Source organism: Nocardia farcinica (assembly GCF_001182745.1).
Classification (GTDB): Bacteria; Actinomycetota; Actinomycetes; order Mycobacteriales; family Mycobacteriaceae; genus Nocardia; species Nocardia farcinica.
Window position 1 is genome coordinate 2,148,684 of sequence record NZ_LN868939.1, and the last position, 16,167, is coordinate 2,164,850.

General features: G+C 67.2%; 13 protein-coding genes and 2 CRISPR repeat arrays. Of the genes, 11 read left to right on the top strand and 2 right to left on the bottom strand.

Annotated elements, in window-relative coordinates; all coding sequences use genetic code 11:
* Positions 1–1,164: a DUF3322 domain-containing protein gene (locus tag AMO33_RS26650; RefSeq protein WP_060594688.1), complete on the top strand. Its 1,164-nt coding sequence runs from the start codon at positions 1–3 to the stop codon at positions 1,162–1,164.
* A gap of 489 nt (positions 1,165–1,653) precedes the next feature.
* On the opposite strand, the gene AMO33_RS26655 is transcribed toward AMO33_RS26650, so the two are convergent.
* Positions 1,654–2,442: a nucleotidyltransferase domain-containing protein gene (locus AMO33_RS26655; protein ID WP_060594689.1), complete on the bottom strand. Its 789-nt coding sequence runs from the start codon at positions 2,440–2,442 to the stop codon at positions 1,654–1,656.
* Between the two features lie 40 nt (positions 2,443–2,482).
* Complete coding sequence (locus AMO33_RS26660) at positions 2,483–4,006, bottom strand: MFS transporter (protein ID WP_060594690.1); 1,524 nt, start codon at positions 4,004–4,006, stop codon at positions 2,483–2,485.
* Positions 4,007–4,072: 66 nt separating this feature from the next.
* On the opposite strand from AMO33_RS26660, the gene AMO33_RS26665 reads away from it, so the two are divergent.
* The 10 genes from AMO33_RS26665 (at position 4,073) to cas2e (ending at position 14,879) form a co-directional block, all read left to right on the top strand.
* Positions 4,073–4,651 (top strand): TetR/AcrR family transcriptional regulator, encoded by a 579-nt coding sequence (locus AMO33_RS26665; protein WP_060595169.1) that lies wholly within the window; start codon positions 4,073–4,075, stop codon positions 4,649–4,651.
* Positions 4,651–4,983 carry a dihydrofolate reductase family protein gene (locus tag AMO33_RS26670; protein WP_174520493.1) on the top strand — a complete coding sequence of 111 codons (333 nt, stop codon included), beginning with the start codon at positions 4,651–4,653 and terminating at the stop codon, positions 4,981–4,983. Before AMO33_RS26665 ends, AMO33_RS26670 begins: the two co-directional genes overlap by 1 nt.
* Positions 4,984–5,142: 159 nt before the next feature.
* Positions 5,143–5,597: direct repeats of the CRISPR family, unit length 28 nt; unit sequence GTGCTCCCCGCGCACGCGGGGATGAGCC.
* Positions 5,598–6,025: 428 nt separating this feature from the next.
* Complete coding sequence (locus AMO33_RS26675; protein ID WP_076573807.1) at positions 6,026–8,770, top strand: CRISPR-associated helicase/endonuclease Cas3; 2,745 nt, start codon at positions 6,026–6,028, stop codon at positions 8,768–8,770.
* Positions 8,767–10,425: a type I-E CRISPR-associated protein Cse1/CasA gene (gene casA, locus AMO33_RS26680; RefSeq protein ID WP_060594692.1), complete on the top strand. Its 1,659-nt coding sequence runs from the start codon at positions 8,767–8,769 to the stop codon at positions 10,423–10,425. The genes AMO33_RS26675 and casA overlap by 4 nt, the downstream gene beginning before the upstream one ends.
* On the top strand, positions 10,397–11,047 hold the full coding sequence (gene casB / locus AMO33_RS26685) for a type I-E CRISPR-associated protein Cse2/CasB (RefSeq protein ID WP_060594693.1): 651 nt from the start codon (positions 10,397–10,399) through the stop codon (positions 11,045–11,047). The genes casA and casB overlap by 29 nt, the downstream gene beginning before the upstream one ends.
* Positions 11,044–12,183 carry a type I-E CRISPR-associated protein Cas7/Cse4/CasC gene (cas7e, locus tag AMO33_RS26690; RefSeq protein ID WP_060594694.1) on the top strand — a complete coding sequence of 380 codons (1,140 nt, stop codon included), beginning with the start codon at positions 11,044–11,046 and terminating at the stop codon, positions 12,181–12,183. The genes casB and cas7e overlap by 4 nt, the downstream gene beginning before the upstream one ends.
* Complete coding sequence (gene cas5e / locus AMO33_RS26695) at positions 12,180–12,887, top strand: type I-E CRISPR-associated protein Cas5/CasD (protein WP_060594695.1); 708 nt, start codon at positions 12,180–12,182, stop codon at positions 12,885–12,887. Before cas7e ends, cas5e begins: the two co-directional genes overlap by 4 nt.
* Positions 12,887–13,561: a type I-E CRISPR-associated protein Cas6/Cse3/CasE gene (cas6e, locus tag AMO33_RS26700; protein ID WP_060594696.1), complete on the top strand. Its 675-nt coding sequence runs from the start codon at positions 12,887–12,889 to the stop codon at positions 13,559–13,561. Before cas5e ends, cas6e begins: the two co-directional genes overlap by 1 nt.
* Positions 13,558–14,508 carry a type I-E CRISPR-associated endonuclease Cas1e gene (gene cas1e, locus AMO33_RS26705; protein WP_060594697.1) on the top strand — a complete coding sequence of 317 codons (951 nt, stop codon included), beginning with the start codon at positions 13,558–13,560 and terminating at the stop codon, positions 14,506–14,508. The genes cas6e and cas1e overlap by 4 nt, the downstream gene beginning before the upstream one ends.
* On the top strand, positions 14,502–14,879 hold the full coding sequence (gene cas2e, locus AMO33_RS30715; RefSeq protein ID WP_076573809.1) for a type I-E CRISPR-associated endoribonuclease Cas2e: 378 nt from the start codon (positions 14,502–14,504) through the stop codon (positions 14,877–14,879). The genes cas1e and cas2e overlap by 7 nt, the downstream gene beginning before the upstream one ends.
* A 40-nt stretch (positions 14,880–14,919) precedes the next feature.
* Positions 14,920–15,985: a CRISPR direct-repeat array (repeat unit 29 nt; unit sequence GTGCTCCCCGCGCGTGCGGGGATGAGCCC).
* Positions 15,986–16,167 lie beyond the last annotated feature (182 nt).

Sequence of the window (16,167 nt, forward strand, 5' to 3'; positions counted from 1 at the left end):
GTGACCTCGACCAGTTGGACCGTGCCCGACGATGTGCTGGGCAAACTGCGGCGGCGATGGACTCGTGGCGAGTTCCTGTCCCAGTTCGCCACCGGAATGCCCTGGCAGCCGATGGCGATCGGAATACGGGGGCCGAGCGTGCAGGACATCGTCACCGATCTGGACAGCGCCCGTGCCTGGGTCGAACAGTGGCGCCGTGTGCGCAAGCTTCGCGTCGAGATGAGACCGGTCGGTGGTCGAGTTGTCGGCTCGAACACGATTCCCCGCCGCGTCTGGGTCGACTCCTACGAGCAGCTGTGGAGCGTCCTCGGTGTGCAGTCGGCAGTGGAATCGTTCACGATCCTGCTCGACGCGACCCGGCGCAGGGCTCCCGCCATCGCCGAGTGGATGTCCGACAAACCGATGGAAGTACTCGAGTATCTGGACGAGTGGCCTCGGCTGGTCGACACCGCCCTGTGGATAGATGCGCACGCGCGTCCTGGCATGTACGTTCGGCAGATCGATGTGCCCGGAGTCGACACCAAGTTCGTGGAACGCTTCCGCCCGGTGCTGGGAGCGTTGCTGGACCGTCTGCTCCCGGAGGAGCGTATCGACCGCAGCAAGTCCCCGTCCGATTTCATCGGCCGGTACGGTTTCCGCCCGAAGCCTTCCTACATCCGGTACCGGCGCTTGTCCGATGGACCTGGATTCAGCGAACTCGCCGTCCGAGTATCAGAGCTGGCCGACATGCCGCTGGCGGAGCGCACAGTGTTCGTGGTGGAGAACGAGATCACCTACCTCGCGTTCCCGCAGGTCGAGGACGCTGTCGTATTTTTCGGCGAGGGCTACGCAGCATCTCGGTTACGTACTCTGACGTGGCTGGATCAGCGGAACCTCGTCTATTGGGGAGATATCGACACCCACGGATTTGCGATCCTGAACAGCCTGCGCCGCTCATTCGCGGGTGCACGGTCCATGCTGATGGACCGCGCCATCCTCCTTGCCCACGAGATTCACTGGATCACCGAACCGGATCCCACCAGCGAGCACCTCGAGGCGCTCACGCCAGAGGAATCGAGCCTCTACACCGACCTCGTGGAGGGGGTCATCGGCAGGTCCGTGCGGCTCGAGCAAGAACGCATCTCCTACGCCGTAATCGAAGATGCCATCCGGCAGTTCCGCTGACCGGGTATGTGCCCATGCCGCCGGGGTACCGCGGCCTGCGTGGCGACGCTGCGCTGCTGACGGGACCCCGATGATCGGTACGCCAACCGCGCACATCGCAACGACCTTGCTCCGGGGTTCGATCCAGTCGACACAGGCTTCGAAATCGTCTGACCGTCGAGCGCGGGGCAAGCCCGCGAGCTCGAGCACGCTGTCGGCGAAACAGCAGAAGCAGTGGCAAGCGTTTGCGCGGTCGTGGTTCGCAGAGCATCCGGACCGTTCCGCTCGTGAGTGCCGCCAGGCGCGGGGTTGGAGCAGGCGTTGTTCGCGCGGATTCGGTCGGACGGGCGATGTCGACGAGATGCGCCACCGTCGACGAGGAGACGCTCCGCTGCGGATCGAATCGACGCACGGCCGGGCGGGCGACGAGCGCGGCCAGGCGCGCGGCGTCGGCATCGCGCGGCTCCTGACCGGGCCGCTCGGTCGGCGATCTTCGCTCGTCGCTCGCGGTCACGCAACGTCGATCCCGTCAGCGAGGTGAGCCGTCGCGCTACGCAGACGCGCGCGGGCGAGGGCGCCGGCCTGGGCCACGACATTCGCGAGTGTGCCATGATCGGCCGCGGCGATCACCCCGTCGATCTCCTGCAGGCGGGCCGCATGCAGCAGCCTCTTGTCGTTCGTCGTCCATGCGCCCTCCGCGGCGAGGACAGCATGGGCGAACTGGCATGCGGCGACCGCGATCGATCCCACGCACTGGGTCACCATGCCGCGGGGGGCGTGATTGGCGGCTGCGTAGGCCAGGGTGAGTTCCGCCATCCGCTCCCACCGCGCCGACGCGAAACGGCGCAGCGCATCGGGGAACTCGTCGACGACCGGCACCTCCCCGCGCAACGTCCGCCCCAGCGCCAGCTCTGCGACGATCAGGTAGGTCGGAATCCCGGCGAGGTGGAACATCAGGGGTTCGACATCGAACTCGCCGCGCCGCGCACGGGCAATCTCCGCTTCGACCACATCGAGGTCGCGGTAGTGCACGTCGACCCTGCGCCCCCCGACGGTGAGCCAGGCTCCCCCGTTGAACACACCTCCACCCCACCCGCCGACTGCGGACACCTCGCCCTCCCATCCGACGGCGCGCAGGTGCTCGGGATCGAACGCGCCTCGGTAGTAGATCGCCAGATCCCAGTCGCTGTCCGCTGCGGCGGTGCCCTGCGCGCGCGAGCCGCCGAGTGCGACGCCCTCCACGGTCGGCAGCGCCGCGAGAGCGTCGGCGATGCCGTTCAAGAATATGTCGTCGGTCATCCTCATCTCCTTCTTCCGTTCGAACCGCTCGTCCCCTGTGTCACGGCGCAGGAGACGGCTTGGTGTCAGCCGAGGAGCCAGCGGAACGGCACCGGAGGGTGACGGCCAGCACGACGCCGGCGAGCAGGCACACCCCGGCACCGATCAGCGAGGCGGTGACGACGCCGTCCCCGTAGGCCGCGATCACCGCCTGCAACATTTCCGCGTCGCCCCGGAAGACCTCCATGCCGCCGCCGACCGTCTCGAACGCTCGGGGCTCCGACGGCGCGAGCTCGTATATGGCGCGGGTGTACACCGTCGCCGCCGCCGTCCCGAGAATCGCGATACCCATTGCGCCGCCGAGCTCGGTGCTACTCTCCGCCAGACCGGATGCGCTTCCCGTGCGGGCCGGCGGCGCCTCTGCGAGGATGAGCGCGCTTGCCGTCGGCGTGGCCAGACCGGCCCCGGTCGTGATCACGAGGTAACCGAGCAGGAACGTCCACAGCGTGCCCGGCGCGCCCCACCACGCCACGACGCAGAACCCGGCTCCGGCGATCGCCACACCGATGACCAGAATCGCCGCGCGGGGGAAGCGGGTTGGGATGGCCGCGGCGACACCGGCACCGACGAGCGTGCCGGCGAATGCGGGCAGGGCCCACAGAGCCGCCTGCAGCGCGCTGAGCGAGTGGGTCGTCTGCACGAACGTGAACGCGAGGGAGCCGAGGCCGGTGAGCGCCAATGCGACAGTCGCGTTGGCCGCCACCGCGGCTCTGAAGCGCCTGTTACGGAACAGCGATGCGTCGATCAGCGGGTAGGCGATGCGTCGATGGCGCTGGACGTACGCGGTGACCCCGATCGCAGCGAGCACGACCGCGCCCGCGGATGCGGCATCGGGCCCCTCGGACACCGTGTGCTTCACCGCGAACGCCGCCGCGATGATGCTCACGGTCACAAGCGCGGCTCCTGGAAGATCGTACGGATGCGGCGTGGTGCTGCGCGACTCCGGGAGCAGCCAGGATGCTGCCACGACCAGAACCAGCATCACGGGAACGTTCACGAGAAAGACCGACCCCCACCAGAAGTGCTCCAGCAGCACCCCGCCCACGATGGGTCCCAGTACCGACCCACCGGCGAACGCCACCGTCCACGCGGACACCGCAATGCCTCGCTCTCGCTCCGCCGCGAACATGTCTCGGATCAGCGCCAACGTGGAGGGGGCGAGCGTGGCTCCCCCGACGGCGAGGGCTGCTCTTGCGACGATGAGGATCTCCGCCGTCGGCGCGAAGGCCAGCAAGGCGGAGGCGATGCCGAACAATACCGCGCCGATGATGAGCAGCCGCCGTCGACCGATCCGATCGCCGAGGCCACCCATCGGCAGCAGCAGTCCCGCAATCACGAAGCCATAGATGTCCATCGCCCACACCATCTGCGAGGCGGTCGGATCCAATGCGACGGAGATCTCCGGTGCGGCCACGAACAGGATTGAAATGTCCATGGAGACCAGAAGCGCCGGCAGAAGCAGCAGCAGGAGGCCCGCCCACGTCCTCGCGGTGGCACGTGCGTGGGGCGGCGCTGTGGAGGACATGGTGTATGAGCCTTCCGGTCGTACGTACGTACGTCAAATTAGACGTACGTACGATAGCATGCCGTGGTGACTCAACGAGAAGATCTGCTCGAGGCTGCGAAGCGCTGCATCGTCGACAAGGGGTACCACCGCACCACCGCGCGCGACATCGCGACGGCTGCGGGATCTCATCTCGCATCGATTGGTTACCACTTCGGGTCCAAGGACGCCCTGATGAACCTCGCCGCACTCGAGGCCCAGAGCGAATGGGGTGACCTCATCGCGGCTGCCGTGCAGAACGCACGAGCGTCCAGCTCGTCCGAGCGGCTGACGATCGCTCTTCGTGCGCTGCTGTCGTCGATGCCGGAGCACAGGGAGCTGCTGGTCGCGAGCGCCCAGGCCTTCGCACATGCCGCATTTGCCGAGGACATCCGAGAATCGCTCGCGTACGCGACGGGCGAGGCCCGGCGTGAGTTGGCCGGACTCGTACTGGACGACCCGCCAGCGGCAGGGGAACGAGGTGAAGCGGTCGGCAGCATTGTCCACGCGCTCATCGTCGGTCTCGCCATGCAGGCGCTCCTGGACCCGGATTCGCTTCCGTCCCCGGAAGAGATCACGGCCGCGCTCGTTGCGGTCGGCAGCTCCACGACCCGAGATGAGAGCTGATGACCCCTCGGTCGCACCTGGCGTGGCGTTCCTTCGTCGCCATGAGCCTCGGTGGATTCATCGCCCGACCGGATGGTGACGTGCGGTGGCTCGAAAGTCTGCCGACGGACAGAGGCCACGTCACGACGAGCGCAGCGAACCCCGCCCTGGTATGGGAGACGTTCTTCCCCGACATCGACGCGCTGGTGATGGGGCGAAGCACGTACGAGAAGGTGCTGACGTTCGGCGACTGGCCCTTCCCCGGTCTGACAACGCTGGTGCTCAGCAATGCGCTCGACACCGACGACGACAACATCGAGCCGGGGCTGTCTCCGTGTGCTCGGCCTTATTAGGGTAGTGGTGACGTTTGGGAGGGACCTGGCCCGTCGAGTCGATGGCACCCGCGTGGCTGGCTGTTGACCGGGTGCGATGGTGAATGTCGGGGAGGTGAGGAGCTGGTTGAAAGTGAATGAAATTGTGGACTCGGGCTGAGGGACTGCAGGTCAGGAAGTGTGCTCCTCGCGGACGCGGGGATGAGCCCAGGTGTCAACCGGGGCACCACACACCACAAGGGTGCTCCCCGCGGACGCGGGGATGAGCCCCGGCCCAATCGGGGCACCCAAGCTGATGTACCGTGCTCCCCGCGGACGCGGGGATGAGCCCGGGCGCGAGACGGTGGCGGCGGTGCGGTGGCGGTGCTCCCCGCGCACGCGGGGATGAGCCTCTAGCGCGCGCGTTTCGGGTGTCTGCGCCCTCGTGCTCCCCGCGCACGCGGGGATGAGCCCGGCGCGAACGCCGCGCTCGGCGCGACTCTCATGTGCTCCCCGCGCGCGCGGGGATGAGCCCGTGAACACGGTGACCGGCCCGTACCGGCTGTTGTGCTCCCCGCGCACGCGGGGATGAGCCCGTCATCCCGCCGCCCGTGGTGTTGACCGCGTAGTGCTCCCCGCGCCCGCGGGGATGAGCCCCCTGCCCGAATCCCCATCCGATCTGCTCAGCGGTGCTCCCCCGTGCACGCGGGGATGAACTCCAAGATCTGCATGTAGGAGGACCGTCGTTCGGTGCATCGAAGTCGACATGCTCCCGGCACATGCCGGACGAGCCCGGTCCGCCGATACCGTCATCGACCGATCCGGGTGCTCCCCCGCACGGGAGCAACCCCTCGGCTGACAACACGCACCGCGCCGCGTGTTGCCCGCGCCTGCGGGCGGTAGGACACACGACGACCGAGCGGCCGAGCGTTCCAAATTTTCTGGTTTAACTCCTGCAAAATCGGGTATCGCTTGCTATCCTCGCTCATGTCCCGCCGCCCAGTTCGCTCGCTCAATCAAGGTTGTCGGTGGGGTTCGTTACCGTGATCCGTGACAGGGGTGGAACGATTCGAGGGGGAATTCGGTGCTCGGTACCGCGACCTTGTCTGCGTGGGCGAAGAGTGATCGCGAGGGTGGAAGCCTCTCTCTCGTAAGACATCTCGCTGATTCCGGTGAGGTCGCGAAGTTGGTCTGGGACCGTTGGCTGCCGGCCCATACACGGCAGCGGATCTCGGTCGGCCTCCCTGGCGGCGAAGCGGATGGACGGACGCTGCTCGTCTGGCTGGCGGCTACGCACGACATCGGGAAGCTCACGCCGGCATTCGCGTGCCAGGTTCCCGAGCTGGCCGACGCGATGCACGACCGAGGGCTGCGAATGCCGGATGCGCTCGGTGACCGAAAGGCATTGCCGCACAGTCTGGCCGGCGAGGTAACGGTGCTCGAGTTCCTGACCGGCCTGGGGTGGGACCGTGAGGTGGCCAAGACGTACGCCGTGGTCGCCGGTAGTCATCACGGTGTCCCGCCGACCGTCCGCGAGGTGCGGAACGCTCCGGCTCGGACCACACTGTTCGGCGAGGGCCAGTGGTCGCGGTCTCGCGACGAGCTGCTGCGGTTCGTCACCGAGCGGACGGGCGCGTGGGAGCTGCTGGAGCGTTTGCGCCGAATCCCCTTGACCGTGACTCAACAAAGTCTGCTCACGGCCGCCGTCATCGTCACGGATTGGATCGCAAGCAATCAAGATCTCTTTCCGCTGGATGAGGCGCGTGTGTCGAGCACTGCCGCGCCGGCGGTGTGGGAGCTGCTCGGCCTGCCGCACCCGTGGCAACCGTCCGCGTCCGAGCTGCACGACGACCCATCGCAGCGGCGGTTCTTCTGCGACCGGTTCGGCTGGCCGCCGTCCATTCATCCGCGTCCGCTACAGCTCGAATGTCTACGAGTCGCTGACGTAACGCCCGTTCCCGGACTGATGGTCGTGGAAGCGCCGATGGGCGAGGGGAAGACGGAGGCCGCGCTCGCCGCCGCCGAGATACTCGCGCAGCGGTTCGGTCTCGGTGGCATATTCGTCGCACTGCCGACGATGGCGACCTCCGACGCGATGTTCGCGCGCGTTCGGAAGTGGGCAGAGAACCTGCCCGTCCCGCCCGCGGCGATGTTCCTCGCGCACGGGAAAGCAGCGTTGAATGCGGAATTCACCTCGCTGCATCGCCGGGGCTTCGACAGCATCGGCACCGATTGCGCAGACAGCGGCGTTGTCGCGCACGCCTGGTTCGTCGGCAAGAAGGGCCCTCTGGCGAACGTGGTGGTAGGCACGATCGACCAGATCCTACGGGCGGCCTTGAAGACCCGGCATCTGATGTTGCGCCATCTTGCGCTGGCCAACAAAGTGGTTGTCATCGACGAGGTGCATGCCGCGGACAGTTACATGTCGACGTACCTGTGCCGGAGTTTGGAATGGCTGGCTGCCTACCGGGTGCCCGTCATCCTGCTGTCGGCGACACTGCCGCCGAGCCAGCGAGAAGCACTGGTACTGGCCTACGCACGTGGATACGGAACCGGCGACGACGAGGTCTGCCTTACCGACCACGGCTACCCGGCCATCACGCATTGGCCGAATCCCGAGCTGAGTACGACGGTGGCCGCGTCGGGCCGCTCGATCGCCGGCATCGAGATCGCCCACGTGGCAGACGATCTCGACGTATTGGCCGAACGAGTCCGTGAAGCCCTGGCGGACGGCGGCATCGCCGGGGTGGTATGCAATACCGTCGCACGAGCGCAGGAAACCTACCTGGCCCTGGAGCAGGCTGGCTTTCCCGAAGACGAATTGCTGCTGATCCATTCACGGTTCGTCGCCAGCCACCGCGCCGAGCTGGAGGCACGCCTGCGAGCGATGCTGGGACCGCCGGACGGTGGAACGGTGCGGCCCGATCGTCTCGTCGTGGTGGGCACGCAGGTGATCGAACAGTCACTGGACATTGATCTGGACCTGCTCATCACCGATTTGGCGCCGATGGACTTGCTGTTGCAACGCATCGGTCGCCTACACCGGCATGACCGGCAGGCACGTCCGCCGAAACTCGTGCGCCCGAGCTGTTGGGTGCGGGGCGCGGACTGGAACGAGGAGCCGCCCCAACCGGTGCGGGGCTCGCAGGCGGTTTACGGCCTGGCCCGCCTGCTGCGCTGTGCCGCGGTGCTGCGCCGGCGCGCCGCCCTGACCGTGCCCGACGATGTGCCGGGACTGGTAGCCGACGCCTACCGCGAACAGCTCGAGGTGCCCACCGACTGGCTCGCCGCCTACCACCTGGCGGAGAAGCAGTGGCACGAACACGTCGACCGCCAGCGAGAGAAAGCGCGAACCTATCTGTTGTCAGCTCCCTACGGCGACAATCGAACCCTCCACGGCTGGGTGGCTACGGGAATCCCGGACGACGCCGACGGCGTTGGCGGCCAAGCCCAAGTTCGCGACGCGGAGGACACCATCGAAGCGATCGTCGTCCAACGGTGCGGTGACCATGTGCGGGCGCTCCCGCAAGTGCCGGAAATCGGAGGAACGACGGTGCCGACCGATGCGGAACCGCCGGTGTGGCTCGCCAAGAAGCTTGCCGCCTGCACCATCCGGCTGCCCGCCATGCTCACTCGCTACGGACGCAGCGGCACCGTCATCCGTGCACTCGAAGACACGTGGTATCCGGGATGGCAGCGGGTGCATTGGCTGGCAGGCGAATTGGTCCTGGAACTGGATGAGCAGTGCACTGCCGAGCTCGCCGGGCACCATCTCGAGTACGACACCCGGCTCGGACTTCTGGTGGCCCCCGTAAAGGAGGGGAAATGAGTGACGCAGCAGCAGAATTCGATCTGCTGGACGAACCCTGGATCATCGTCACCGACGCCTCGGGGAAAGCCTCGGAAGTGTCGCTGCGACAAGTGTTCCGGCAGCCGGAGGAGTACGTTGCCATCGGTGGCGAGGTGCCGACGCAGCAATTCGCAATCCTTCGGCTGCTTTTGGCAATCCTCCATCGAACAGTCGCCGATCGGCCGGGCACCGCGATCGATGTCTGGTCGCAGTTGTGGCAGGAATGGCCGGCCGACGACATCGACCGGTACCTGCTCGCGCACCGCGATCGATTCGACCTGTTCCACCCGAGCACCCCCTTCTTCCAGGTCGCTGATCTCCGGTCGGCCAAGGACGGGGTGAGTTCATTGGACAAACTCATCGCGGATGTGCCGAACGGCGACAAGTACTTCACCACCCGTGCCGGACGTAGTCTCGACCGCATCGACTTCGGCGAGGCTGCCCGGTGGCTGGTGCACGCGCACGCCTTCGATCCCTCGGGGATCAAGACCGGCGCCGAGGGGGACATGCGGGTGAAAGGCGGCAAGGGGTATCCGATCGGCGTCGCCTGGGCAGGGTCCCTCGGCGGTGTGTACCTCGAAGGTGGCGACCTGCGCCGGACCCTGCTGCTCAATCTGGTGCTCGCCGATCCCGACGGTGATCGGTACCCCGACCATGACCGGCCGCCCTGGGAACGTGACCCGGACGGGCCTGCCGTGCGCGACATCACCGGGCCGAGCGGGCCGGTCGATCTGTTCACCTGGCAGAGCCGTCGCGTCCGGCTCGTGAACTCCGGCGCGCAGGTGACCGGCGTGGTGCTGTGCAACGGGGACGCGTTGGAGTCGTTCAACAAGCAGCTCCTCGAACCGATGACGGGATGGCGCTACAGCGAGAACCAGTCGAAGAAGGCGGGCGAGACGCGGCACTATCCGATGGTTCATGACCCGGAAAAGTCGCTCTGGCGTGGCTTGCGGTCGCTGCTCGGCGACGTCGCGAGCTCTGAGCCCGTGGTCGGTCGCGCCATCGCCCCGGGTGTCGTCGAATGGGCCGGGACGCTCCTCGATGCCGGGGCGTTGCCACCAGACCAGCCGATTCGCCTGCACGCGGTCGGCATGCACTACATCAACAATCTGTCGATCGTCGGGGACATCGTCGACGATGCCATCGGATTCCGTGCCGCGATGCTCGCCTCGGATCCGCGTTTGCGGATCTGCGCGGTCGCCGCGGTGCAGATCGCCGAGGAGGCGGTCGACGCACTGGCGAATCTGGCGGCAGACCTGGCCGCCGCGGCGGGCGGTGAACCCACCGGTGCGCGAATGCGAGCGCGCGAGGAGGGCTTCTTCGCCCTCGAAGCGCCCTACCGGCGATGGCTCGCTGGACTCGTCCCGCAATCCACCGGCTACGCCCGGCAAGCAGCCGAGTGGGAGCAGACGGCATTCGTGATCGTTCGCCGTCTCGGCACCGAATACATTGCCGCGGCCGGAGATGTGGCGTGGGTCGGGCGGCCGGTGCGCGAGAAGTGGCTGGACTCCAGTATCGCCGAGCGCTGGTTCTACAAGAAACTGCGTGCCGTGCTGCCGTCGGCATTCACCGAACACCGTGACACTCAGGAAAAGGAGCCAACGGATGGGGAACGTGTCGCTGTCGTTTGGTGAGCGCGAGAAGGCGCTGGCCGAGTACGTCGGTAAGCAGGTCACCACGCTCCAAGAAGCGTATCGGCGCAAGGACGGCAACGGACTCGCGGCCATGGCCAAACTTCGTCGCGGCGTCGGCCGCGCGGCGGGTGCCGACCCCGCACTCTGGGAATTCACCCTGGCCGAGTTCCCGGAGGCGATCACCGACCAGCTGTCATGGGATGAGCGCGACGGGGTGGCGACCGTATGGGAGCGCGCAGCCTACGACGCCATCACCCTGCACGCGGTCCATCAACAGTCGCGCACCGGCCGCATGCACCAGAAAGGACGCTCCGTCGGCGCGGCTGCCGCGTTGCTCGGCAGACAGGCGGACGCCGAGAACGCCGTGCGCGCCCGGTTTCACGCACTGGGCACCGCGCTCGATCACGACGCGCGCTTGGTGCATCTCCGCGGCCTGATCTCGCAGCTGCGCAATCACGAAATTTCGCTCGACTACGCCCGCCTCGCCGTCGACCTCCGCCGCCTGGACGACGGCACCTACGCAGATCGAGTGCTACTCGCGTGGGGCCGCGACTACCACCGCTCGCCCAAGGCGGACCCGACTTCCGACGATGACACCCCTGCGACAGGAGACCAGCAGTGACCAGGCTTTTCATCGATGTCCACATCCTGCAGACCGTGCCTCCCAGCAACGTGAACCGCGACGACACGGGTAGTCCGAAAACCGCCGTCTACGGGGGAGTGCGCCGCGCCCGGGTGTCCAGTCAGGCATGGAAGCGGGCCACCAGGACCGAGTTCCGCAGCCTCGTCGATCCCGCCAGCCTCGGCGTTCGCACGAAGCGAGTCGTCGAACTCATCGCCGAACGGATCGGCGAGATCGACCACGACTCCGAGGAGCTTCGCGAGCCCGACAATCGGGTGGCGGCCGCCGTTCAGGTTCTCAAGGGCGCCGGAATCGTGCTGGAAAAGCCGAAGAAGAAAAAGGACGAAGTAATCGATCCGGTGGAGCAGTCGAAGTACCTGCTCTTTCTCAGCGCCAACCAGATCGACCGACTCGCCCACCTGGCCATCGCCGCTGCCAAGGGCGCCACGCTGGACAAAAGCGCGGCCAAAGCCGCGGCGAATGGAGCCGACAGTATCGACGTCGCGCTGTTCGGGCGTATGGTCGCCGACTCCACCGACCTCAACGTCGACGCCGCTGCTCAAGTCGCCCATGCGATCAGCGTGCACGGCGTGAACAACGAATTCGATTACTACACTGCCGTCGACGACCGATCTCCGGAGGACAACGCCGGCGCAGGCATGATCGGTGTCGTCGAATTCAACTCCTCCACCCTGTACCGCTACGCCACCGTCGATCTCGGGATGCTCGAGAAGAACCTTGGCAGCGCCGAGGCCACTGTGCTCGCTGTCGAGGCGTTCGCGAAGGCGTTCGTCCGCAGCATGCCCAGCGGCAAGCAGAACACCTTCGCCCATCGCACGCTGCCCGATGCGGTCGTGTTCAGCCTCCGCGAGGATCAACCGGTGAACCTGGTCACCGCATTCGAAGAACCCGTCAACGCGGTGGGGGCGGCCCGGTCGGTCGCCGCCGCCAAGGCACTCGTCACCCGGTACTCGGCGATCGAGTCCTCCTTCGGCGACGGTGCGACTCGGAATTTCGTCGTCGCCACCGGCGAGGGAGCCGACACGCTCAGCGCCATCGCCGAACCGGTGTCCTTCGCCGATGCTGTCGAAGGGGTGGTCGACAGCGTGCGGGCCGAACTGGGTGTGTCGTCGTGACGGTGCTGTTGATGCGACTGGCCGCCCCCTTGCAATCCTGGGGCGTCGCCAGCCGGTTCGCACGCAGGGAAACCCAGCAGTATCCGTCGAAGAGCGGCATTCTCGGACTCATCGCCGCGGCGCGCGGACACCGTCGCACCGATCCGATCGAAGAAGCGCTGCAGAACCTGGCCTTCGGAGTGCGGGTGGATCAGCCGGGCCGGTTGATCCGCGATTTTCAGGTCGCCCTGAACATCGACAAGACCAAGCCGTTTCCGCTGTCTCAGCGCTACTACCTGGCCGACGCGGTGTTTCTCGCCGCGATTCAAGGTGAGCGCGGTCTGATCGAAGGAATCGGAAATGCCCTGCGGCGCCCGGAGTTTCCGCTGTACCTGGGTAGGCGCTCCTGTCCGGTGACAGGGCCGCTCGTTCTCGGCGAGCCCCGCGACATCACGTTGGAACACGCCCTGCACGAAACCGAATGGCAGGCCGCGACGTGGTATCGACGTTCGCAGCACCGACGCGTCCGGCTGCCGATCTACCGCGACCTCCTGCCCGGCGATCCCGCAGAACTCCTGCGTGAGCAGGTTCGCGACATGCCACTCAGCTTCGATCCAATCCGTCGCGAGTACGGCTGGCGCACTGTCGTGGAGGACTACACCACGATGCTCAACGCGGAGGGCCGCACCGGACACGAGCCGCTCGCGGCCCTGGGAGGTGACTGATGTTCCTGTCCCGCGTCCCGCTGAACCCTGCCCGGCAGGGGACCAGGAAACTCCTGTCCTCGCCCCAGGCAGCGCATGCCGCCGTGCTGGCCGCGTTCCCGCCGCAGCCCAGCGCACCCGGGACCGGCCGGGTGCTGTGGCGGGTCGATCGCCGCGACCACGCTGTCGACCTCTACGTGGTGAGTCCGTCCGAGCCCGACTTCACCCATGTCGTCGAACAGGCCGGATGGCCTACGACGACCGCGTGGACCACTCGCAAATACCGGCCGCTGCTCGACCGGCTGGCGGTGGACCAGCAATGGCATTTCCGACTCACCGCCAACCCGGTCCGAGCCGCCATGAACCGAGACGTGGCGGCACCGCTGACCCGCGGCAAGCGGAGGGGCCTCACCGTGGAGGGCCAAATGGGGTGGTTGCAGGACAAAGCCGCATCCAGCGGCTTTCGGCTCGGCACGTGTCGAGCTCCCGAAGGGGATGTGCCGGATGCGGTGATCACCGAACGCACCACGAAGCGTTTTCGCCGCGGCTCCGCGACGGTCACCTTGTCGGTCGTCACCTATGAAGGCGTGCTCGCGGTGAGCGACCCGGAGAAACTCCGGACCGCATTGGTGAATGGAATCGGACGTGCCAAAGGGTACGGCTGCGGCCTGCTGACTCTTGCCCCGATCGCGTGAGCGATCAGCCGAGCGCACGACCGGTCCGGATCGGCGAATTGGTCCGAGCGCGTGATCGGCTGTCGTTCATCTATCTGGAACGCGCGACCGTCCATCGGGACGGGAATGCCATCACCGCCACGGACGAACGGGGCGTCGTCCACATTCCGGCCGCCACGGTAGGTGCGCTGTTGCTCGGGCCGGGAACCCGGGTCACCCATCAGGCGATGATGCTGCTCGCCGAAAGCGGATCCACGGCCGTGTGGGTGGGCGAGCGCGGCGTGCGCTACTACGCACACGGCCGGAGCCTGGCTCGCAGTACACGTCTGCTCGAAGCACAGGCGGTCGCTGTCACCAATCAGACCAGCCGGTTGCGGGTCGCTCGAGCGATGTATGAGATGCGGTTTCCCGGCGAAGATGTCAGTGGATTGACGATGCAGCAATTACGCGGACGTGAAGGCGCCCGAATCCGCCGACTCTATCGTCTGCACGCCGAACGCGTCGGAATCGAATGGGAGCGCCGCCAATACAACCCGGACGATTTCGCATCCGGCGACGCCATCAACCAAGCGCTTTCCGCTGCGACAACCTGCCTGTACGGGATCGTGCACGCAGTCGTGGTCGCCCTCGGTTGCGCGCCCGGACTGGGTTTCGTCCACACCGGCCACGAGCGATCCTTCGTCTTCGACCTGGCCGACCTCCACAAGGCGGAGTTCGCGATTCCGCCCGCCTTCGATGCCGTAGCCGAAGGCGGTGACGACATCCCCGCGGCAACCCGACGAGCCGTCCGCGACGCCATCCACGCCGGGCATCTCCTCGAACGGTGCTGCTCGGACATCTACGCTCTCCTGCTGCCCGACGAACCCGACGGCGCCGCCGAGTGGGACACCGACATCGTCGAGCTGTGGGACCGCAAGGGAAACGTCGCGGGCGGAACCTCCTACAGCGACGAGGATGTCCCGTGGTAGTTCTCGTACTCAGCGCATGCCCCGCCGGCCTCCGCGGCCACCTCACCCGGTGGTTCCTCGAAATCAGCCCGGGCGTATTCGTCGGGATCGTCAGCGCGCGCGTGCGCGAACTCGCATGGCAGCGAGTCGTCGAACTCGCCAAGGACGGCCGCGCCATCATGATCCACTCCACGAAAGGAGAACAGCGCCTCGCGTTCACAGTCCACCGACACGACTGGGAGCCGGTCGACTTCGACGGCCTCCACTTGATGCGCCGGCCGCACACCAGCGCCGTCAGTTCAGGAGGCGCACGGGCCGGCTGGAGCAAGGCCAGCCGGTACCACCGAGCCGCCCGGAAACGCGCGGCCGGTGGGGGTGCGGAAAGTGAATGAAAAATGGGTGATCGGCTTGGAAACGTGCAGGTCAGGAAGTGTGCTCCCCGCGCGTGCGGGGATGAGCCCCGCGAGATGCTGGAGCGGCTGATGAAGACCCGGTGCTCCCCGCGCGTGCGGGGATGAGCCGGCAATTTTGGTGGCGTGCTCGTAGTAGACCGGGTGCTCCCCGCGCGTGCGGGGATGAGCCACTGTGATTGACAGTGTGGAAATCTACGTATGCGTGCTCCCCGCGCGTGCGGGGATGAGCCCGACACGACCCTGCAGCGGATCGTGATCGCCTGGTGCTCCCCGCGCGTGCGGGGATGAGCCCCAGCCGCCGCTCATGATCGGCGAGGAACATCAGTGCTCCCCGCGCGTGCGGGGATGAGCCCAGCCCAGCGCAGCGACCACCCGACCAGGTGGGGTGCTCCCCGCGCGTGCGGGGATGAGCCCACGGTCGCCCGAGCGATCAACGAGCTACAGAAGTGCTCCCCGCGCGTGCGGGGATGAGCCCGCCTTCGACCCGGCCGACATGACCGCCGCGTCGTGCTCCCCGCGCGTGCGGGGATGAGCCCGCAGGCGCGAGCGCAGCTCGCGAACGACGGCGGTGCTCCCCGCGCGTGCGGGGATGAGAAACCGGCGTGCGGGAAAAGGTGCAGGCCGTGGTAGTGCTCCCCGCGCGTGCGGGGATGAGCCGGCGAGACCCACGGCCGCACCATCGGCATCGGCGTGCTCCCCGCGCGTGCGGGGATGAGCCCGGCGGCATCACCCGCACCGTCACCATCCAGCTGTGCTCCCCGCGCGTGCGGGGATGAGCCCCTTGACCGGGGTGTTCGCGCGTTCGGCTTCCCGTGCTCCCCGCGCGTGCGGGGATGAGCCCCCGATGACCGCCATCCCGCCACCCAAGCGGACGTGCTCCCCGCGCGTGCGGGGATGAGCCCCGGTCCTCACCCGTGTCGGGCCCGCGGTACTGGTGCTCCCGGCGCGTGCGGGGATGAGCCCTCGAACGGCAGCGTCCAGAGGTCGCCCTCGGTGTGCTCCCCGCGCGTGCGGGGATGAGCCCCAGCCAGCAGCGAATGCGTTGGCGGTCAGCATGTGCTCCCCGCGCGTGCGGGAATGAGCCCTCGGAGGTAGTCACCCGTGAGCGGGACGGACACGGGCAACGAGCACGCGGTTGAAGGACATCGTGACCCGAGGCGATACGTTGTCATCCACAACGGCGGCGAGACGCGAAAGGACTTGGTTGATGCGGACGGACAGCTGATCGGGCTGCAGGACCATCCGCGAGCAAGGATTTCGCGGATGG